The organism is Kosakonia sp. H7A (genome assembly GCF_003028445.1).
Classification (GTDB): Bacteria; Pseudomonadota; Gammaproteobacteria; order Enterobacterales; family Enterobacteriaceae; genus Kosakonia; species Kosakonia radicincitans.
This window is the reverse complement of record NZ_PYTZ01000002.1, coordinates 415,949-436,413: the sequence shown is the minus strand read 5'-3', so window position 1 is coordinate 436,413 and position 20,465 is coordinate 415,949. Positions and strand designations below refer to the sequence as shown.

Below are 20,465 nucleotides of genomic sequence, written 5' to 3'. Positions count from 1 at the left end.
GGCAAGTGGATTCCAGTAATAATTACGAATAACACTTACAATTCCGGGCATCAAATGCTGGTCTTCCCCGGCGATCATTACCGATCTAAACCGATGTTCGAAAACACGGTCAGCAAAGCTACTGCATCCCACTGGTCAGGCGTTGGCCCTGCCTTTTTTTTCCTTCATCGCCGGATAATCTTCTGCGCCGTCAGCTTCCCTGAGTTAAATTCCCCTTTCCTGCATCCTGCTTTCCAAAAAGGTTTTCACCTGGCGATGGGCGCTGTAGTCTCATTAGCGGCTTTTACTTTGCTGCATGCGATGTGAGTAACCTTTTCCCTATACAAAAAACTAGAAAAATTTGGAAACTTGAGGAACGGACAGGACAATTATGGATTCCACGCTCATTACAACCCGCCCCGATGAGGAAGCCCCTTCTCTCAACCGTGCCCGTCGTGCTGCCTGGGGTAGCTTTGCCGGTGCGGTCGTCGACTGGTATGACTTTTTACTTTATGGCATTACTGCGGCGCTGGTGTTTAACAAAGAGTTTTTCCCCCAGATCGATCCGGCAATGGGTACGCTTGCCGCCTTCGCGACCTTCGGCGTCGGCTTTTTATTCCGCCCGCTGGGTGGCATCATTTTCGGCCATTTTGGCGATCGTCTGGGCCGTAAACGCATGCTGATGATGACCGTCTGGATGATGGGCATCGCCACTGCGTGCATTGGTATTTTGCCTTCGTTCGCCACCATTGGCTGGTGGGCGCCCGCTTTACTGGTTACCCTGCGCGCACTCCAGGGCTTTGCTGTTGGCGGCGAATGGGGCGGCGCGGCGTTGCTCGCCGTTGAGAGTGCACCCGCAGGCAAAAAAGCGTTTTACAGCAGTGGCGTGCAGGTGGGATATGGCGTTGGTTTACTGCTCTCCACCGGGCTGGTGTCGCTGATCAGCAGCATGACCAGCAATGCACAATTCCTCAGTTGGGGCTGGCGTCTGCCTTTCCTGTTCAGCATTGTGCTGGTGCTCGGCGCATTGTGGGTGCGTAACGGCATGGAGGAGTCCAGAGAATTTGAACAGGCTCAGGCTCAATCCGCAAAACAACAGAAAAAACGGCTGCCGGTATTTGAAGCGCTGGTTCGTCATCCGGGCGCGTTTTTGAAGATTATCGCCCTGCGCCTGTGCGAGCTGCTGACCATGTACATCGTGACCGCTTTCGCACTGAACTACTCCACGCAAAACCTCGGTCTGCCGCGCGAGCTGTTTTTAAATATTGGCCTGCTGGTCGGCGGAATCAGTTGTCTGACAATCCCACTGTTCGCGTTGCTGGCGGATCGTTACGGGCGTCGCCGCATCTATATTACCGGCGCGATACTCGGCGCACTGAGCGCGTTCCCGTTCTTTATGGCGCTGGAAGCGCGTTCGATTTTCGGCGTAGTGTTCTTTTCACTGATGCTGGCGAATATCGCCCACGATATGGTGGTTTGCGTACAGCAGCCAATGTTCACTGAAATGTTCGGTGCAGGATACCGCTACAGCGGCGCGGGAGTGGGCTATCAGGTGGCGAGCGTGGTGGGCGGCGGCTTTACGCCATTTATAGCAGCCATGCTGGTGACGTTCTCCGGCGGCGAGTGGCATTCGGTGGCGATGTATCTGACGGCAGGTTGCCTGCTTTCGGCGCTAACCGCGATGTTAATGAAAACACCGCAACGGCATAAACAGTAAGGAAGAAAAGACGCAGCCGTTTATGCGCTGCGTCTTTTTTTTAAATCTGGTAATCAATCACCGCTTCATCCGGCTCCATTACCTGACGTTTAATATCGTCTACGGATAACCCGGCATTACACAGTTCGATAAACCGCCACACGTAATTGCGCTGTAGCTGACCGCGTTTCAGCCCCAGCCACACGGTGTTGGCGTCAAACAGATGCTGCGTATCCAGCCGCACCAGCTTGCCCTCTTCGTTCTCGCCGCTCGATTGTTCTGCCACCAGCCCGACACCCAGCCCCAGTTCAACATAGGTTTTAATCACGTCCGAGTCCTGCGCGCTGAGCACCACATCAGGGATTAACCCCTTGCGGCCAAACGCTTCATCGATACGTGAACGCCCGGTGATCCCCTGCCGGTAGGTAATCAACGGCCAGCGGCTGATATCTTCCAGCGTCAGCGGTGAGCACTGCACCAGCGGGTGATCCTGCGGAACCAGTAAGCTGTGATGCCAGCGGAACCACGGGAAAGCCGCCAGCGAACTGTCGTTGCTTAAGCGTTCACTGGCGATACCGATATCCGCTCCGCCGTTATGCAGCAGCGACTCGATTTCCTGCGGCGTTCCCTGAATCAACTCCAGGCGGACTTCCGGGAACAGCGCGCGGAACGCTTTGATCACCGACGGCAAGCTGTAACGCGCCTGCGTATGCGTGGTGGCGATAGTTAACACGCCGGAAGTGTCATTGGTGAAGAGATCGGCGAGCCGACGAACGTTGCTCGCCTCATTGAGGATGCGCTCGGCAATCACCAGCAGTGCTTTACCCGGTTCAGTCATTCCCAGCAGCCGTTTGCCACGGCGGATGAAAATCTCAATCCCCAGCTCTTCTTCAAGCTCGCGGATATGACGGCTGACGCCTGACTGCGACGTGTAAAGCATGTTGGCGACTTCGGTCAGGTTGTAATCCCGCCGCGCCGCCTCGCGGATTATTTTTAATTGCTGGAAATTCACCCTTTCCTCCAGGCCAATCAGACATGATGCTATTGTTAAAGTCTGTGGCCTGGCAGAACAAATAATAAAAACCAGCATCTTATTCCATTAAGGAATAATCATTAGCTCACCAACTGCAACTCATGGCTTTCCATGGCCGGACGACTGACTAAAGACATTAAAATATCTTTTACCGCCTGTGCTTGTGGTGACAGCGAGCCGCGAGCTGAAACATTCAGCGACAGCGGCAGGTTCATAGATGGTGTGGTAATACGCGCCATCCAGCCGTTAGTTGCGCTGCACAGCGAACGCGCGGCTGATTCCGGCAATACAGTAACACCCATTCCGCTGGCGATTGCTGCGGTCAGCGTGGCAATGGATTCGATTTCGCCAATGATTTTTGCCGTCAGGCGACGCAGAGAGAACGCTTCGTCCACACGCAGACGTACAGCGCTATAGTCACGCGGGAGGAACAGATTCATTTCAGCGACCGCGGTTAAATCCACGCTCTGCCCCGGGCAATCACGAGTACCAACCAGATAGAGGTCTTCTTTCAGCAGCGGCAGGCTATTGATTCCCGCACCCGGTGCGCGCTCATACAGCACCGCCATATCCAGTTGACCACTCAGTAGTTTATCATTCAGCACCGCGCCGCTATTTTCATGCAGATAGACCGCCACTTCAGGCAGCTCGGTACGCACCGCCTGTAATAATGGCATGGTGACTGAAGACGCTGCCGTGCCCGGCGCAAGACCGATAGACACCTGGCCGCGCAAACACTGGCCGACGTTGTTCACCGCCAGTTGAGCCTGTTCGCACTGACGCAAAATCATGCGCGCATGGGTATAGAGAATCTTGCCTGCTTCCGTCGGCGTTACGCCTCGTTTAGTACGGATCAACAACTGCTGATCCAGCTCACCTTCCAGAGTGGCGACTTGCTGACTCAGCGCGGGCTGCGCAATATGCAATACTTCGGCTGCCTGAGTCAGGCTTCCAATATCGACGATTTTTACGAAGTATTTCAGTCGTCTTAAGTTCATTTTGCCTCCTGTAAGGGATACCAATGCCAACGCCGGTTGTTATGATGTCGGAGGAGTTGCAATATGCTTGCCAGTTTTAGTTAAGGAATTAATTAACGCTTAACAGGCTGGATAATAAGAGTTTCTAATTACAACGCAGGGTATTATCACTGAAACAACAGTTTGAGATCTGCCCCATTAGGGGTATTTTGCACCATTATAGTGCAAATGCTGGCTTATTGAGCTGGCGCACGCGCAGGTTGCCGAAATTGTCAGCAAACGATCGCGCTCAGGCGATCCACCCTTTGACAAGCCCGGGCGTGACCGATAATATGCGCCCCGTTCACACGATTCCTCTGTAGTTCAGTCGGTAGAACGGCGGACTGTTAATCCGTATGTCACTGGTTCGAGTCCAGTCAGAGGAGCCATCTTTCAGTTCTCATGCATCTTCGCGAATCGCTATCTTAAATGCAGATTCAAAAAGCCAGCGTGAAAACTCTCCCCGATGCATTTTGATTTTACCCTCTGCATCGAAAAAATTTGGTGGTCTGTTCTGGGTCATTTCAGTTCGATTATGAAGTGACCGCCAAATGCCCCCTTAACGACACGAAAATCCGCACCCTCAAACCTTCTCGTAAACCTTGTAAAGCTTCTGACTGGTCTGTATCTGCGTGTCCATCCAGACGGTTCACGTCTTTCCATATCAACAGTAAAGCATCCCGTCCTGGCTTTAGGTACTTACCCTGTTATGTCGCTGGCTGATGCCCGACAGCAACGCATTTTCGGCCACGGAATAACTACGTTCGATTATCTGGCGGACAGCCTCTTCCTTAATTCAGGAGTAAAACGCGGTGTGCCCATAGACTTCTTCAGTGCTCAAACTACAGGGCAGATTGGTCTACGGGCTCGGGGCGCTCCAGTCTTGTCCGTTTCTCAAATGCCAAAATTTTTGGTTATTAAATAGGGAAAGGTTTACTCACGTCGGGCGCAGAGAGGTGTTAACGTCGCACCATATTGATTTGCTGCGTCACGAATGCGCTGCGGAAATACTCGCGCAGCGCCGCCATCGCCGGGGTGAAGTGGGCGTCATGACGCCATGCCAGGCCGACGCTCATCGGGTGCACATGGTTCACCAGCGAACGGGTCTCAATGCGCCGCCCTTCCAGCGACCACGGGCGATAAACCAGGTCCGATAAGATAGCAATCCCCGAACCATTAGCCACCATGCTGCGCACCGCCTCGACCGAACTGGTGCGCAGGATAACGCTCGGGCTGGCTCCGGCTTCTTCCCAGTAGCGCATGGCACTGTCTGCAGCTTCATCCACCGTGAGCATAATGAAAGGTTCCCCGGCCACATCCTCCAGCGTCACGTGCGATTTTTCACATAACGGATGCCGCGATGGCAGCCACAAGCGGCGCGTAGAATTAAACAGGGTTTCGGCATAAATCGACTGATGGCGTAAATTGCCAGTCAGCACCAGTGCCATATCCAGCGTCTGGTCAACCAATCCTTGTTCAATATCCTGCCGCTCATACTCAAACAACTGGATATCAATGTGCGGGTAATCCTGCGCCAGCCGTTGCAGATGGAACGGCAGAAAATAGCCTATCACCGTGTAACTTGCCGCCAGGCGTAGCGTGCCTCGCACACCCGTGTCATTAACCGGCATACTACGCACGGCATTATCCACGGTCTGTAACACGGTGTAAGCATGGTTAAGAAAATGGTTCCCGTAGTCGGTCAGCATCATGCCGTGCACCGAGCGGGTAAACAGCTTTTTGCCCAATAGCTGCTCCAGTTCCTGAATCGCCCCGGTGACCGCCGACTGCGAAATATTAAGATGCACGGCCGCCAGCGAGATCTGCCCCATTTCAGCGGTGGCAACAAAATAACGAACCTGGCGTAATGTCAGCATCTCTGTCTCTCTTTTTATTTAAGGTTTGCCGATGAGCGTTCTGTTTTTCTGATATCAGACTATCTAAAAATAATACTTTTCGGATACAAATAAATCTTCATATAGTGAATTAACACCCCCAAGCGTAAATAAGAAATTATTATGATGAAAACGGTCGATATCAACTCCGATATAGGAGAAAGTTTTGGCTCATGGATAATTGGCGATAATGTTGATAATGAGCTTATGACGTTAATAAGCTCCGCCAATATTGCCACCGGGTTTCACGCTGGTGATCCAAATATTATGCGAAAAACCGTCGAGTCGGCCAGAAAAAATGGCGTGGCCATTGGCGCACATCCGGGATTTAATGATTTACAAGGATTTGGTCGCCGCCATTTATCTATTCCGATGGACGAACTGGTTAACGACATTATTTACCAACTGGGTGCATTGCGGGAATTCGCACGTTTATACTCCTTGCCATTGCAGCATATTAAACCGCACGGCGCGTTATATATGCACCTGGCGCGGGATGAAACGGCAGCGCAATGTTTTGTTGCCACCCTGCATCAACTCGACGCCAGCCTCTATCTTTACTGTATGGCGGGTTCCGCCGTCTGGCAGGCAGCGCAGCGGCTGGAGCATCCGGTCGTCACCGAGTTTTACGCCGACAGAGAGTATGACGATCAAGGGCTTATTGTCTTCACCCGCACTACCGGGCGTCTTAATGTGCAGGCGATCACCGAGAAAGTGTTAATGGCCTGTCTGGAGGGGAAAGTCAAAACCGTTACCGGCAATACCATCCCGATTCGTTTCGATTCTATTTGTATCCACAGTGATACGCCCGGCGCACTGGAAATTATCAGCTCGGTAAAAATGGCGCTCATTAATGCAGGTATAAACGTCTGCTCACCGGGTATGGTTTAATCATTCCCGCTTATCTGGAGAGAAATACGATGTCTGATGTTGAAATTATTTCGCCATTGCCAGGTATTTTTTACCGGCAACCCTCACCGGAGGCTGCACCTTTTGTTAAGGATGGCGATAAAGTCGAACCCGATACCATTATTGGTTTAATTGAAGTGATGAAGCAGTTCAGCGAAATATTCGCCGAGACTCGCGGCATAATAAGCGCCATCACCATACAAAATGGTGATGCCGTCGAACCCGGACAAGTGATCGCCATAATAAAAACCGATAACGAATAATCACTGCGGAGGATTTATGACGGGGAAAATAAAAAAATTATTGGTCGCTAACCGTGGGGAAATAGCGGTGCGTATTATTCGTGCTGCGCAAACACTGGGGATCCCAACGGTGGCGGCATGCAGCGAGGCGGACAGTGAAAGCCTCGCGGCAAAACTGGCCGATGAGGTGTGCATTATCGGCCCGGCACCAGCCGCGCGCAGTTATCTCAACATTAATGCCTTACTGGATGCCGCCGCGCGAACCGGTGCAAATGCGATCCACCCTGGTTACGGTTTTCTGTCGGAAAATGCCCAGTTCGCCGAGCGGGTTGAACAGGCCGGGTATATTTTCGTCGGCCCCGACGCGCAAACCATTCGCGTGATGGGCGATAAAGCCGCAGCCCGCCGCACAGCAGCAGAAGCCGGTGTGCCAGTCGTTCCCGGCTCCCGGGTGCTGGAAACGGTACAGGCAGCGCAAGTTCGCGCCAGCCAGATCGGTTATCCCTGCCTGATTAAAGCCGCAGCCGGTGGCGGTGGTCGTGGTATTCGCGTGGTAGAAAATGATGAGGCGCTGGCGCGGGAATTCCCCGTTGCCCAGAGCGAATCGAAAGCCGCTTTTGGCTCAAGCGCAGTCTATCTCGAGCGTTTTATCGCCCGCGCCCGTCATGTTGAAGTGCAGATCCTCGGCGATGGCGAGCGGGTGATCCACCTGTTCGACCGCGAGTGCTCGTTACAGCGCCGTCGGCAGAAAATCTTTGAGGAAGCGCCCTCGCCTGCCCTGAGTCCTGCCCAGCGGGCCGCGCTCTGCGACAGCGCTGTGCAACTGGCGCGGCACCTACGCTACCGCGGGGCAGGCACGCTGGAATACCTGTTTGATGAAACGCGCGGCGAGTTCTGGTTCATTGAAATGAATACCCGTATCCAGGTGGAACACCCAGTAACCGAGATGGTAACGGGCATCGATCTGGTGCAGTGGATGTTACGCATTGCCAACGGTGAACCGCTAACGTTGGCGCAGTCGGATGTGCACCTGAGCGGCTGCGCTTGCGAAATGCGCATTAACGCCGAAGACCCCGACAAGAACTTCTTCCCTTGCCCTGGCCGGATAGACGCAGTGGTGTGGCCGGGTGGCGAAGGGATCCGTGTCGACAGCCATGTCTTCAGCGGTTACAGCGTTCCCCCGTGGTATGACTCCTTGCTGGCGAAGGTAATTGCCTGGGGCCCCGATCGCGCCGACGCGCTGGCCCGCGCCCGCCAGGCACTCGGCGGGCTTGAACTGCGTGGCATCAAAACCACCGCCCCGCTGCATCAATGGCTGCTGCAACACCCGCAATTGCAGGCGGGAGAATTTACCACCACCACCCTTGAGCAGTGGCTGGCGGAGCGCGACAGTGCAGCCACGCCGCCGCTACAGGAGAGCCGTCGCTATGGCCAATAATCCGATTCGCTACTCGTTTGGCGGAGATGAGCATCTTTTTGCCGAAATTGACCAGTCAATGTCGTTAAATGCTTTTTTTCACGGCCTGACGCTGACGCGGGCACTGGAGGCATGCCAGCTCCCCGGAGTGCTGGATATTTGCCTGGCGAACGCCTCTTTCCAGGTACGCTTTAACCCGGACGTGCTGGCACCGCAAACGCTGCTCGACAAGCTGCAGGCGCTGGAAGCCGATAGCGAAGGCGACACAACACTGGCGACACGCATTATTGAGGTGCCGGTGCTGTACAACGATCCGTGGACACACGAGACGTTAATGCGTTTTCGCGATCGCCATCAGGCACCGGAAGGCAGCGACCTCGACTATGCCGCACACATCAATGGTTATGCGGATAAAGACGACTTTATTGCCGCGCACAGCGGTACGCCGTGGTTCGTGTCGATGGTGGGTTTTGTCGCCGGATTGCCGTTTATGTACCAGATGGTCGGGCATGACAAACAGCTCCAGGTACCAAAATACCTGCGCCCGCGTACCGATACGCCCGGGTTATCCCTCGGTCATGGCGGCTGCTTCGGCTGTATCTACTCGGTGCGTGGCGCTGGCGGTTATCAGCTGTTTGGTATCACGCCAATGCCGATCTATGACCCGGCGCAACGTCTGCCGTATCTGCAAAGCGAAATGGTGTTCTTCAAAGCGGGCGACATTGTGCAGTTCCGCGCCATCGATCATCAGACTTATGACGACATCAGCGAACAGGTGAAAAAAGGCCTATTTTCCCCGCGCATTCGCGATGTGACATTTGTGCTTGCAGACTTTGTCGCCGATCCGCAGGGCTATCCTCAGTTGTTGAAAAGGGGGTTGTATGACCATCAATGTGATTAAGCCTGGCCTTGCCACCACGGTACAGGATGCAGGGCGTGAAGGCTATTACCACCTGGGCATTCCCCCCTCCGGCGCATTGGATCCGTATTCAATGCAGATGGCGAACCTGCTGGTGGGTAACGCAGCCGATGATGCGGTGCTGGAGATGACGCTGCTCGGCCCGGAGTTACATTTTTCCACCGATGCGCTGATCGCGGTGTGCGGCGCGGCGATGACGCCGATCGTTGACAATCAACCTGCTGCTACGCACAGCGCGCTGTATATCCGCGCCGGGCAACATCTGCGCTTTGCCCCGGCCCGCCAGGGATGCCGTGGCTATCTGGCGATTGCTGGCGGCCTTGATGTGCCGCGCGTCCTGGGAAGCCGCTCGACCTATACCCTGGGGGCGCTGGGGGGCTTTCAGGGGCGGCGACTGGCAGCGAGTGATGTGTTGAACGTGCATCCAGTGAATGCAGATCGCTTCCGCCGCGAAGGGAACACTGTTCCTGAGGCATTACTGCCGGTGCTGGAGAAATCCGTCACTCTGCGCCTGGTGCCGGGCCTCTATATCCACCGACTGACGGATGCCGCGGTCGATACCTTCTTTGCCGACGACTGGTATGTCAGTACCGAAGCCGACCGCACGGGCTACCGTCTGAAAGGCGGGCAGCCGCTGGCGTTTAACCCACGGACGCCACCGTTTGGCGCAGGCTCTGATCCCTCCAATATTGTCGATGCCTGCTACCCCATTGGTTCCGTTCAGGCACCGGGTGGGCTTGAGCCAATTGTCCTGCTGCGCGATGCGGTATCGGGCGGCGGCTATATGACGCTGGGGACCGTTATCAGCCCCGATCTGGCCATTCTTGGTCAGTTACAACCGAATCAACACGTCCGCTTTATGCCTGTGACGCTGGAAGAGGCGCTGGTTGCCCGCCGCCAGTCTCAACAGCGACTGGCGCAACTGGCGAACGTGTTGCGTTAACCCTGCCCGGGGCTTCGCCCCATGGCATCAATTTGATTGCGTGTTTCAGGAGGTTGCTATGGCTTCAGCTCCACAATCCCGCTCGGCGGAAAATGTTGGTCAGTCAGCGCTGCCGGAGCCGGCGCGCATGGGGAAATTCTCCCTCACCATGGCGTGGTGGGCGGTGTGCAGTGCCGTGTTTTATATTGTGGTTGGCGCGTCTTTGGCACTGGCCTACGGGGCGATTAACGCCATTATCGGTATGGCGTTATCCGTTATTTCCTATGGTTTGATTAATGGCGTGATCAGTCGTTTTGCCATTCGCAGCGGCTTGTCTGTCGCCCAGTTCTCACGCCGCCTGTTCGGGCGGGTGGGGGCATCGCTGGCGACGCTGATCTTCTTCTCCACGGCGATTTATTACGCCGTGTTCGAAGGCTCGGTGATCGCCTTCGCCCTCAACCACCTGTTCCCGGGTATGGTCTACTGGGCAGCGGCGGCACTGGTGGTGATATACAGCGTGCCGCTTATTTTTGGTAGCGTTCAGCACTGGCTGGATAAATTCAACGGTGTACTGCTGCCGTTTTACCTGGTGGGGTTGCTGGCGACGATCGTTGTTTCCGTGATGCATTACGGCTACCAGGCAAACTGGCTTGAGTATGGCCCGGCCAACCCTTCACGGTGGGGTTGGTGGAACTGCTTCACCTATTACATGGGCGTATGGGTATTGATGATGTACACCTTCGACTACGCCCGCTTTGGCCGTGAGGAAGACAGCCAGTATCACGCGCGCTTTAACTTTGGTATGCCATTTTATCTGGTCACCTTTTTCCTGAATGGCGTAGCGGGAATTTACCTCGCCAGCAGTCTGCACGACGGTGGGGCGCTCAGCGAAACCGCCGTTGTAGTGGCGATATTAAATCTACTGGGCATTGCCGGGCTGGGGTTTGTCTGGGTGACACAGACACGGATCAACACTGCCAACTATTACCTGGCTACCGTCAATATGCAGGTCTTCTTCCACAGCTTGTTTAACCTCAAATTACCGAAGCTGGTCTGGGCCTGTGTGGTCGGTGTGGTGGTGTACATTCTGATGCTGGCGGATGTGTTCGCCTGGCTATTGCAGGCGCTGGCTTATCAGGGGGTATTTGTCGTGGCATGGGTAGGCGTGGCGCTGGCCGGGATTGCCCACAATGTACCGCACGACCATGAGCATGAGGCAATTAATCCGGTAGGCGTGGGCGCGTGGTTTATCAGCGTGGCGCTGGGGATTGTGCTGATGCAAGGGCCTGCGTCACTGGCCTCGTTCTCGGCGGTGGTAACCTTTGTCTCAGCCTGCGGTTTGTACACGCTGTTCAGCCAGTGGGCGCGGATAAGTGAAAATAAACTGCTCAAGCCCCGGCGCTCAGCCAGCGTCCGCCGCTGACAAGCACCGGAAAGCAGAAAAGCAAAAAGCTCGCTAAAAAGCGGGCTTTTTGCTTTTCTGCATTTATCAGTAATATCTCAGAACAGCCTTCCGGTCTGGCCAGCACTTCATCACGACAGCCTCAGGTCTATATTCCAGACGCTTGCCATATCAATAGCCCCACAAATAACGCCAGTTTTTTGTTCTTGCACCATCCAGCGAAACAGCAAAACCTGCTGCACTGGGATGGGCTATCGCTCATGTGGAAGATTAGACATTCCCTCTATTATCCTCTTCCACTGCCTGACTGATACGTTGCAGGATATCCGGAAAAGCGGACTGAACACGGCTCCAGCTGGGTATGAAGGGTTTCTCGTTCGGCCGTTTAATAAATGCCTCCCCTGCATCAAGGATTGCCTGGGTGAACATTTCCACCGCTGCCTCTTCAACATGCCGGTCAAAACTGAGGCCATTCATTATGGCTTCGTGGTTGTAGATCTCCATCATATCCAGCGCATTGCGATAGTAGGTCGCTTTCAGCACGCGAAATGAATCACCGGTAAGGGGTACTCCCATGGTTGCCAGCTTGCGCAGCAGCGACTGCACAATGTCATTACTCATGCGCTTTAGCCCGCCGGTGCCATCTTCCTCCGCCAACGGCTGATGTTTGTGATCGTAATTATCGGTGATTTCGACCTGACAAGTCTGACGCGTGGTGTAGTTCCTGTAGATCTCTGATAACACGCCAATCTCTAATCCCCAGTCGCCGGGGATCCTGATGCCATTCAGCACGCGTGTACGCATGGCGAACTCACCTGACAGCGGATAACGGAAACTGGTGAGATAGTCCAGGTATTCAGAATGGCCATACACTTTTTGCAGTGAACGCAAAAGTGGACCAACGAGCAAACGACCGACGCGCCCATTCAGTTTGCCGCCCTCAGCCCGGGCATAAAACCCCTTGCAAAACTCATACTGAAACGCCGGGTTGGCCAGCGGATACAGCAGGCGCGCCAGCATTCCGCGCTCGTAGGTGGTGATGTCGCAATCATGCAATGCCACACAGTGGGTGCGATCGGAAGCCAGCGTATAACCCGCACAGAACCAGACGTTGCGCCCTTTGCCTGGCTGTTCTGGCGCCAGGCCTTCTTTGCCCAGTTCGTCAGCCAGGCTCTTAAGGCGGGGACCGTCATTCCACAGAATGCGATGCCGCTGCGGTAGCCGGGAGAAAAACTCGCGCGCAAAGAGGAACTGCTGGCGATCGGCGCGATCAAGGCCAACCACAATTTCTTCCAGCCAGGGGACTTTCGCCAGCTCACTGACGATATTATCCATAGCCGGACCCTCCAGCTCTGAGAATAACGCAGGCAGAATCAACCCCATTTTTCGTTTTTGGGCAAAGCGAACCATCTCCTCTTCGAGGGATTCGACACTCCGGCGGGTAAGATTGTGAAAGTTAGTCAGTACACCATTCTGGTAAAAATCACTCATTGTTTATCCTCCGGTCTGGCACCCATTGCAGGGTTTAATAAAAAATAATCCAGCCCCTCACGCCAGCCTTCCGGGCCAGCAAGGGTGGTGTAATAAACGTGTTCTTCGTCAGCACGCGGCAAAACCACAGATTTTGTGCCTGTTCCCTTAATCACTACCGCATAATCGACGCGCGTCAGCAGGGGGATATCGTTCGGGCCATCGCCTAACCCCATCGTGATCCGTGGTTTGCCCTCCTGCTGTTCAAGCTGTTGCTGCAACCAGACCAGCGCATGGCCTTTGTCACAACCTTCAGGCATAACATGCCAGAAACGTCCACCGCGGGTTAAGGCAAGCCCATACCCTGCCAGCGCAATACGGAAATCCTCAAGCCGTTGTTCATCATCTCGCCATAGCAGCACTTCCGATGCATCGCGCAGACGGCTCAGATGTGCCTCCGCCAGCGTCAGGCCTGTAGCGTCAGCGACATCCGCATCGCTTAGCTCATGAAAACCGGTAAAACAGAACCGGTGCCTGAGCGCTTCCAGATTCCGGCATAGCACACGGTACTCCTCGCCTGGGGTATCGGCTCCTGTCGCCTCCCCCGTCATCACGATACGGGCACCGTTTTCAGCAATAAACGGCGAACCCGCAATACCGAGCTGTTCCTGTAGCGGAACGATTTCTGCTGCGGTTTTGCTGGAACAGATGATTACCGGGATACGAAATTGTTTCAGGCGTGCAAGCCACTGGCGGGCAGCATTCCAGTTGTAGTCATGATGATCCAGTAATGAGCCATCAAGGTCGCTTACAATCAGCAAGGAAGAATCAAGAGAGAGCATCATTACTCCTTCTGGCATACCCAGAGAAAACGAGTTAACGGTGCAATAAAAATCACCAATAAATGAGTTTTAAATCTTAGACCGATTATTATCATCGAATCATGAAAATAAATATTCAGTTACAATCGCTGCCATCGTTTTCCGACATAATTTAGTCCGCGACGCTCTCTTATGACTGTGTGGTCTTCTTATATTCCGGTGAGCTGACTCCCGGCGGTGCTGGTCAGTTTTACAATACGGGCGGGAGGATAATGTGAATATCAACAACGACAAGCTCAATAATTACATCCCGAATAGATATTGCGGAATAAAATTTCATCCAGCAAGCAAATCTAGTGTGATTTATCCTGTAAAGTGCGCGCTGCATAAAATGTAAAATCACGCCGCCAGTTAGGATAAATCCTATTATTATGCTTGCTCTGAAATCTTATGGAACTTTTTTATTTAACTCTCAGATGATAAGATTTTGCCGTTGCTATGGTATGGCATTAATTAATATAACTCATTTTATACGAAGGCGGTTCTTTATTAAACGAAAGTATAGTATGCGTATTAGCTGAAACACTATTTTTAATATAATAAAAACTTTTCCGCCTGCACCAGGGCGACCTGTCAGGGTGTAGATTTGTTGTCATGGATAACGCATATACGCGGTAGTTACGCCACCGTGAGAGTTTTTTATTTGTATCATGGTCTACATCGAAAAATGTGATTCTAATAAAGAATTTTAGAATATTTAATTTCTTAGCTACTTACTGGTAAAACCGCTCCCAGCCAGTGAAGCCAAATTGCAGCGATGTTTTCCTTTACCACCAGCTTCTGTTTCCTGGTAAATACTCTACCGCTATCAGATGGGGTGGGAATTGGAGACATAACAGTGATTCCTCGTTTTTTGTGCAAAGAAAATGGCGCGCTGAGTATTCGCCTTATGGCCAGCAGCACCTTCTGCACAGCCGGAAAGATGCTGTGCCGTAGCGGAACAGATCACAGCGAGCGATGAAGGCGAAACGTTCGGCCAGTTGTCTCTGTTTCATTACGATCTGCCCGAAAAAATAACCATCCGGATTTCCTGCCTCAACGAAAAAACCCGTATTCAGACGACCCACGTCTGTTTATAAAAATGCTTCTTTTCACTGTTTCCCCAATTGTTTACGGAGAAAAAGGGGGGGTTTGGCCTGCGTTATCCGCGCTCCGCCTAAAGATTCACCACCTGCTGCCGATAAATTCTGTGCAGTTATATTCACAACTGTTCTTTGGTTGTTTTTTCCACAACACAGGATGATCGACATGGACCCGATACAAATTGCCTCTCTGGCCAGCAGCCTGGACTCCTATCAGCTTGATAGCCAGGTCAGTACGCTGGTACTCAAAAAGGCGCTGGATGCTCAGCAGTCAATGGCTTCCGATATCATTCAGCAGATCCCGCAGTTACCATCCAACCCGGCAATTGGTCGTAATATCAATACCACGGCCTAATCCGGTCTACCCGCAGGCGCGAAAGGGAAGCCACTGCGCCAGTCGGTAAAATACCTCTGCAAGGCCCGTCATTGTGCGGGCCTTTTTCCTGCTCTTCGCTTGCTTAGCCTTCACAAACGGCGTAGCCTACAGCGAATTAAAACCAATCGGTCTAAATTATGAGTAGCGAAACGGCAGCGCGGGCAAAACCCCGTCGCGGACGGCCGCCAAAGGTAGAACGCGACTTCACGGATACCCGCCAGGAGCTGATTCGTTCTGGCCTCGAAGTGATCACCGAAACCGGCTATTTGTCGGCCGGCATTGATGCGGTGATCAAAAACATCGCCGTGCCAAAGGGCTCGTTCTACCACTGCTTTAAGAGCAAGCAGGAATTCGGTATGGCGGTGATCGACGCCTATGGCCGCTTTTTCGCACATAAACTCGACAAATTTTTACTCGATACGCAACTCGCCCCGCTGCAACGGATAGAGGCCTTCGTGCTGCATGCCGGTCAGGGGATGGCGAAATACGATTTCCGTCGCGGCTGCCTGGTCGGCAACCTGCTACAGGAAACACCGCTTTTACCGGAAGCCTTCCCCGAACGCCTGCAGGCGATCCTCCAGGAATGGGAAAGCCGCGTCGCACGCTGCCTGGACGAGGCAAAACTGCGCGACGAGCTGGCGACAGATGCACCGCCCAGCGAACTGGCGCGTCAGTTCTGGTCCGGCTGGGAAGGCGCAGTAATGCGCGCCAAACTGTTCCGCTCTGTGGAGCCCCTCAACCAGTTCTGGACGTTCTTCCGGCACAGTATTACAGCTAAATAACACCTGCACAGGACGGCAAAACTGCCGAATAATCAACGTTATCCGACGAGGAAAACGCAGTCATGAAAGCATTAGTTCTGGAACAGCTTGAGAATAAAACCCTGGCGGAAGTCAAAGACGTGGCGCTGCCTGCGCTGGCCGAGGGCGATGTCCGGGTCGATATTGACTGGTCCAGTCTCAACTACAAAGACGCGCTGGCCATCACCGGTAAAGGCAAAATCATTCGCCAGTTCCCGATGGTGCCAGGCATCGATTTTTCCGGCCGCGTCAGCGAAAGCCGCGACCCGCGTTTTGTACCGAGCCAGGCGGTCATTCTCACCGGCTGGGGCGTGGGTGAAAACCACTGGGGCGGCCTTGCGGCGCAGGCCTGCGTGAAAGGCGACTGGCTGGTGCCTCTGCCGGAAAGTTTAAGCGCGCGTCAGGCGATGATCATCGGTACCGCTGGTTTTACCGCCATGCTGTGCGTCATGGCATTGCAGGAAGCCGGGGTGAAACCGCAGGATGGCACGGTGCTCGTCACCGGCGCGAGCGGCGGCGTGGGCAGCACCGCCGTGGTACTGCTGAAAGCGCTGGGTTACACCGTGGCCGCCGTTACTGGCCGCGAATCGACCCACGATTTCCTGCGCCAGTTGGGTGCTGACGAGATCCTGCCACGCAGCGATTTCGAACAGACACGTCCGCTGGAGAAACAACTGTGGGCCGGTGCGATCGATACCGTCGGCAGCCATGTGCTGGCAAAAGTACTGGCGCAGACCAACTATGGCGGTTGCGTGGCGGCCTGCGGCCTGGCGGGCGGTTTCGATCTACCGACGACTGTGATGCCGTTTATCCTGCGCAACGTACGTCTGCAAGGCGTGGATTCAGTCATGGTGCCGACGGCGCAACGTCCGGCAGTATGGGAAAATCTCGCCCGCATCCTGCCGCAGAGCTACTACCAGCAGGCGGCGACTGAAATCGCGCTGGAACAAGCCCCGGCAACCGCCGCCGATTTCCTGCAAAACAAAATCCAGGGCCGCACGCTGGTGAAAATCAGCGGCTAACCCCTTTCCCGGCGCGCACTGTTGCGCCGGGCGCTTCCCCCGTTTCCTCTGAATCCCTGTCCGCACGGCTTTTGTTTCACATTCCTGTGACATACTATCGGGAACCGCCGCAGAAGCAGACAAGGAGATAATGATGAATAAAGGTGCACACCTGACACCTGAGCAGGCGCTGGATCAACTGGAGGCGCTGTACGACCGCTCGGTCAACGCACTGCGCCACGCCATTGGCCGCTATATTGAAAACGGTGAACTCCCGGCGGCTGAAGCCCGCGCACAAGGGTTGTTCGTCTACCCATCGCTGTCGGTAAGCTGGAATGGCAGCGCAACAAAACCGCCAAAAACCCGCGCTTATGCCCGCTTCACCCACTCCGGCTGCTACACCACCACCGTCACCCGCCCTGCACTGTTTCGCGCCTATTTACTCGAACAATTAACGTTACTGTGCCAGGACTACGGCGCGCAGATCGAAGTGGGCCTTTCAGCCCATGAGATCCCCTACCCGTATGTGATTGATGGTTCCGAGCTGACGCTGGATCGCTCGATGAGCGCCGGTCTGACGCGCCACTTCCCGACCACCGAGCTGGCGCAGATTGGCGATGAAACTGCTGATGGCCTGTTCCACCCGACCGAGCTGTATCCGCTGTCGCATTTTGATGCCCGCCGCGTGGATTTTTCGCTGGCGCGCCTGCGCCACTACACCGGCACGCCGGTCGAGCATTTCCAGCCGTTTGTGCTGTTCACCAACTACACCCGCTATGTGGATGAGTTTGTGCGCTGGGGTTGCAACCAAATCCTCGATCCAGAAAGCCCCTATGTTGCGCTCTCCTGCGCGGGCGGGCACTGGATCACTGCCGATACCGAAGCGCCGGAGCAGGCGATTTCCGATCTGGCATGGAAAAAACATCAGATGCCAGCCTGGCACCTGGTGACCGCAGACGGCCAGGGGATCACGCTGGTGAATATTGGCGTCGGGCCGTCAAACGCCAAAACCATCTGCGATCACCTCGCCGTGCTGCGCCCGGATGTCTGGCTGATGATTGGCCACTGTGGCGGATTGCGTGAAAGCCAGGAGATTGGCGATTACGTGCTGGCGCACGCTTATCTGCGCGACGACCATGTGTTGGATGCGGTACTGCCGCCGGATATCCCGATCCCGAGCATCGCCGAAGTACAGCGCGCATTGTACGACGCCACCAAAGCAGTGAGCGATATGCCAGGCGAAGAGGTCAAACAACGCCTGCGTACCGGTACTGTAGTGACCACCGACGATCGTAACTGGGAGCTGCGCTATTCCGCCTCGGCGCTGCGTTTTAACCTGAGCCGCGCCGTGGCGATTGATATGGAAAGCGCCACCATTGCCGCACAGGGTTACCGCTTCCGTGTGCCTTATGGCACGCTGCTGTGCGTGTCGGATAAACCGCTGCACGGCGAGATCAAACTGCCCGGCCAGGCAAACCGTTTTTATGAAGGGGCAATTTCCGAGCACCTGCAAATTGGTATTCGCGCGATTGACCTGCTGCGGGCGGAGGGCGATCGCCTGCACTCCCGTAAGCTGCGCACCTTCAACGAACCGCCGTTCAGATAAGAAAAAAGGACTCACTATGCAAACCCCAACACCGTTACAGGCGTTACGCGACCAGCTTGTCGCGCTGGAGCTTGACGGTATCATTGTGCCGCGCGCCGATGCGCATCAAAGCGAAGACTGCGCCCCGCACGATAATAAATTACAGTGGCTCACCGGTTTTACCGGCTCGGCCGGGCTGGCGCTGGTACTGCGCGATCGCGCGTTAATGTTTGTCGATGGTCGCTACCAGGTGCAGGTACGCAGCGAAGTGGATCTGCATGCCTTTGAAATCCATCACCTGCACAACGAGCCGCTCGATCAGGTTCTTGCTTCGTTGCCTGCAGGAAGTCGCATCGGTTTCGAACCGCTGCTGATGGTCAACAGCCAGTTCACCGCTCTTGACGCCACGCATTGTGAACTGGTGGCGCTGACGCACGATCCGTTCGCTGCCATCTGGCGCGATCGCCCGGCAGCACCCTGCGGCGTGATCCGTGAAATGCCCGTCGCCATCAGTGGAGAAAGCAGTGCCGATAAACGCGCGCGTATTGCGCAAGTGCTGGCGGCGAAAGGGGCGGATTATCTCGCCATCACCCTGCCGGATAATATTGCCTGGCTGCTGAATATCCGCGGCTCCGACATTGCGATGAACCCGGTGGCGCACTCTTTTGCTCTGCTGAGCCGTGATGGCGCGGTGGAGTGGTTTGTCGATCCGCGCAAAACAGCGGCTCTGTCTGCTGAACTGAAGGCCACGCTGACGCTGAACGATTTCGATGCCTTTCTGCCGCGCTGCCAGCAGATTGCGCCGGGCAAACGCATCCTGCTCGACGGTGATTTTGCCCCCGTCGCTCTGCGTTTTGCTATCGAACAACAGGGTGGTGAAGTGCTGTGGAGCGCGGATCCGATCACCTTTATCAAAGCGCATAAAAATCCGGTGGAGCTGGCGGGCTACCGTGAAAGCCACCAGCAGGATGGCGCGGCGTGGGTGAATTTTCTGGCGTGGCTGGCGCAGGAAGTTCCGGCGCGTGAAGCTGCGGGTAACCCGGTCACCGAACTGGAAGCTCAGCAGAAGCAACTGGAATTTCGCCAGCAACAGGCCGGGTTTATCGAGCAGAGTTTCAGTACCATTTCGGCCTCTGCCAGCAACGCCGCCATGTGCCACTATCACAGCAGCGAAAAAACCAACAAAGCCATCACCCGCGCGAATTTTTACCTGAACGACTCCGGCGGTCAGTACCAGAACGGCACCACTGACGCCACGCGTACCCTGTCGTTTGGCCCGTTGGACGCGCAGCAGCGCCTGCACTACACCGCCGTGCTGAAAGGCTTTTTGTCGATGTTTACTCTGCAATTCCCTGCCGGAACGCACGGCCATCAGCTTGATGCCTTTGCCCGCCGCGCGCTCTGGGATCTGGGGCTGGATTTCGATCACGGCACCGGACACGGCGTCGGTCACCAGTTGCTGATCCACGAACAGCCGCAGCGCATTGCCAAAAAGGTCAACCCGTGGCCGCTCAGTGCCGGTAATATTATGACCATCGAACCGGGTTACTATCTGGCGGATCGCTACGGTATTCGTATCGAAAATCAGGTGGAAGTGGTGGAAAGCCAGCCCGGTTTCTGCCGCTTCTCGTCCCTGACGCTGATCCCCATCGATTTAAGCCAGGTGGAGTGGAGCCTGCTGAGCGAACAGGAGAAACAGTGGCTGGATGATTATCACCAGCAGGTGCGTGAAATACTGTTGCCGCGGGTCAGCAGCAACGCCCGCGAGTGGCTGATTGCCGCCACCGCGCCGCTGCGCGTGCAGGCAAGCTAACTCATGGCGCCGGGGCAACCCGGTGCT

At 54.9% G+C, this 20,465-nt stretch carries 17 protein-coding genes, 1 tRNA gene and 2 pseudogenes; 15 read left to right on the top strand and 5 right to left on the bottom strand.

What is annotated here, in order from left to right; all coding sequences use genetic code 11:
* The first annotated feature begins 54 nt into the window (after positions 1-54).
* Together CWM66_RS10025 and shiA are read left to right on the top strand one after the other, a co-directional pair.
* The gene (locus CWM66_RS10025; protein WP_107146604.1) at positions 55-306 is read left to right on the top strand and encodes a hypothetical protein; all 252 of its coding nucleotides are present in this window, start codon (positions 55-57) and stop codon (positions 304-306) included.
* Positions 307-370: 64 nt separating this feature from the next.
* Positions 371-1,696 (top strand): shikimate transporter, encoded by a 1,326-nt coding sequence (shiA, locus tag CWM66_RS10020; protein ID WP_107146603.1) that lies wholly within the window; start codon positions 371-373, stop codon positions 1,694-1,696.
* A gap of 40 nt (positions 1,697-1,736) precedes the next feature.
* Here the strand turns inward: shiA and cbl are convergent, their stop codons facing one another.
* Together cbl and nac are read right to left on the bottom strand one after the other, a co-directional pair.
* Positions 1,737-2,687 carry an HTH-type transcriptional regulator Cbl gene (gene cbl / locus CWM66_RS10015; protein ID WP_007371390.1) on the bottom strand — a complete coding sequence of 317 codons (951 nt, stop codon included), beginning with the start codon at positions 2,685-2,687 and terminating at the stop codon, positions 1,737-1,739.
* A gap of 101 nt (positions 2,688-2,788) precedes the next feature.
* Positions 2,789-3,706: a nitrogen assimilation transcriptional regulator NAC gene (nac, locus tag CWM66_RS10010; protein ID WP_007371389.1), complete on the bottom strand. Its 918-nt coding sequence runs from the start codon at positions 3,704-3,706 to the stop codon at positions 2,789-2,791.
* A gap of 331 nt (positions 3,707-4,037) precedes the next feature.
* On the opposite strand from nac, the gene CWM66_RS10005 reads away from it, so the two are divergent.
* Positions 4,038-4,113: transfer RNA gene (locus tag CWM66_RS10005), tRNA-Asn, on the top strand.
* A 151-nt stretch (positions 4,114-4,264) separates the two neighbouring features.
* A pseudogene (locus tag CWM66_RS29240) lies at positions 4,265-4,463 on the top strand (Arm DNA-binding domain-containing protein); the annotation flags it as partial.
* Between the two features lie 220 nt (positions 4,464-4,683).
* On the opposite strand, the gene CWM66_RS10000 reads toward CWM66_RS29240, so the two are convergent.
* Complete coding sequence (locus CWM66_RS10000) at positions 4,684-5,601, bottom strand: LysR family transcriptional regulator (protein ID WP_007371388.1); 918 nt, start codon at positions 5,599-5,601, stop codon at positions 4,684-4,686.
* A 141-nt stretch (positions 5,602-5,742) separates the two neighbouring features.
* Between CWM66_RS10000 and CWM66_RS09995 the strand changes: the two genes are divergently transcribed.
* The 6 genes from CWM66_RS09995 to CWM66_RS09970 are packed head-to-tail and all read left to right on the top strand — an operon-like array spanning position 5,743 to position 11,451.
* Positions 5,743-6,510 carry a 5-oxoprolinase subunit PxpA gene (locus tag CWM66_RS09995; RefSeq protein ID WP_199200039.1) on the top strand — a complete coding sequence of 256 codons (768 nt, stop codon included), beginning with the start codon at positions 5,743-5,745 and terminating at the stop codon, positions 6,508-6,510.
* Between the two features lie 29 nt (positions 6,511-6,539).
* Positions 6,540-6,791, top strand: coding sequence for an acetyl-CoA carboxylase (locus tag CWM66_RS09990; protein ID WP_064565354.1), 252 nt, complete (start codon positions 6,540-6,542; stop codon positions 6,789-6,791).
* A 16-nt stretch (positions 6,792-6,807) separates the two neighbouring features.
* The gene (locus tag CWM66_RS09985) at positions 6,808-8,208 is read left to right on the top strand and encodes an acetyl-CoA carboxylase biotin carboxylase subunit (RefSeq protein ID WP_107146602.1); all 1,401 of its coding nucleotides are present in this window, start codon (positions 6,808-6,810) and stop codon (positions 8,206-8,208) included.
* The gene (locus CWM66_RS09980; RefSeq protein ID WP_072440321.1) at positions 8,198-9,088 is read left to right on the top strand and encodes an allophanate hydrolase subunit 1; all 891 of its coding nucleotides are present in this window, start codon (positions 8,198-8,200) and stop codon (positions 9,086-9,088) included. The genes CWM66_RS09985 and CWM66_RS09980 overlap by 11 nt, the downstream gene beginning before the upstream one ends.
* Entirely contained in the window at positions 9,069-10,049 is a 981-nt protein-coding gene (locus CWM66_RS09975) for a biotin-dependent carboxyltransferase family protein (protein ID WP_090396586.1), read from the top strand. Before CWM66_RS09980 ends, CWM66_RS09975 begins: the two co-directional genes overlap by 20 nt.
* Before the next feature lie 58 nt (positions 10,050-10,107).
* On the top strand, positions 10,108-11,451 hold the full coding sequence (locus CWM66_RS09970) for a cytosine permease (protein ID WP_107146601.1): 1,344 nt from the start codon (positions 10,108-10,110) through the stop codon (positions 11,449-11,451).
* A gap of 249 nt (positions 11,452-11,700) precedes the next feature.
* On the opposite strand, the gene CWM66_RS09965 is transcribed toward CWM66_RS09970, so the two are convergent.
* Positions 11,701-12,921, bottom strand: coding sequence for a hypothetical protein (locus tag CWM66_RS09965; RefSeq protein ID WP_007371381.1), 1,221 nt, complete (start codon positions 12,919-12,921; stop codon positions 11,701-11,703).
* On the bottom strand, positions 12,918-13,742 hold the full coding sequence (locus CWM66_RS09960) for a mannosyl-3-phosphoglycerate phosphatase-related protein (RefSeq protein WP_107146600.1): 825 nt from the start codon (positions 13,740-13,742) through the stop codon (positions 12,918-12,920). The genes CWM66_RS09965 and CWM66_RS09960 overlap by 4 nt, the downstream gene beginning before the upstream one ends.
* Before the next feature lie 1,287 nt (positions 13,743-15,029).
* On the opposite strand from CWM66_RS09960, the gene CWM66_RS09955 reads away from it, so the two are divergent.
* The 5 genes and pseudogenes from CWM66_RS09955 (at position 15,030) to CWM66_RS09935 (ending at position 20,438) form a co-directional block, all read left to right on the top strand.
* The gene (locus CWM66_RS09955) at positions 15,030-15,218 is read left to right on the top strand and encodes a YjfB family protein (RefSeq protein ID WP_007371378.1); all 189 of its coding nucleotides are present in this window, start codon (positions 15,030-15,032) and stop codon (positions 15,216-15,218) included.
* Positions 15,219-15,376: 158 nt separating this feature from the next.
* Positions 15,377-16,053 (top strand): annotated as a pseudogene (locus CWM66_RS09950) (TetR family transcriptional regulator C-terminal domain-containing protein).
* Positions 16,054-16,083: 30 nt separating this feature from the next.
* Entirely contained in the window at positions 16,084-17,061 is a 978-nt protein-coding gene (locus CWM66_RS09945; protein ID WP_107146599.1) for an MDR family oxidoreductase, read from the top strand.
* Positions 17,062-17,191: 130 nt separating this feature from the next.
* Positions 17,192-18,646, top strand: coding sequence for an AMP nucleosidase (locus CWM66_RS09940; protein ID WP_035890079.1), 1,455 nt, complete (start codon positions 17,192-17,194; stop codon positions 18,644-18,646).
* A gap of 16 nt (positions 18,647-18,662) precedes the next feature.
* The gene (locus tag CWM66_RS09935) at positions 18,663-20,438 is read left to right on the top strand and encodes an aminopeptidase P family protein (protein ID WP_107146598.1); all 1,776 of its coding nucleotides are present in this window, start codon (positions 18,663-18,665) and stop codon (positions 20,436-20,438) included.
* The last annotated feature ends 27 nt before the right edge of the window (positions 20,439-20,465 follow it).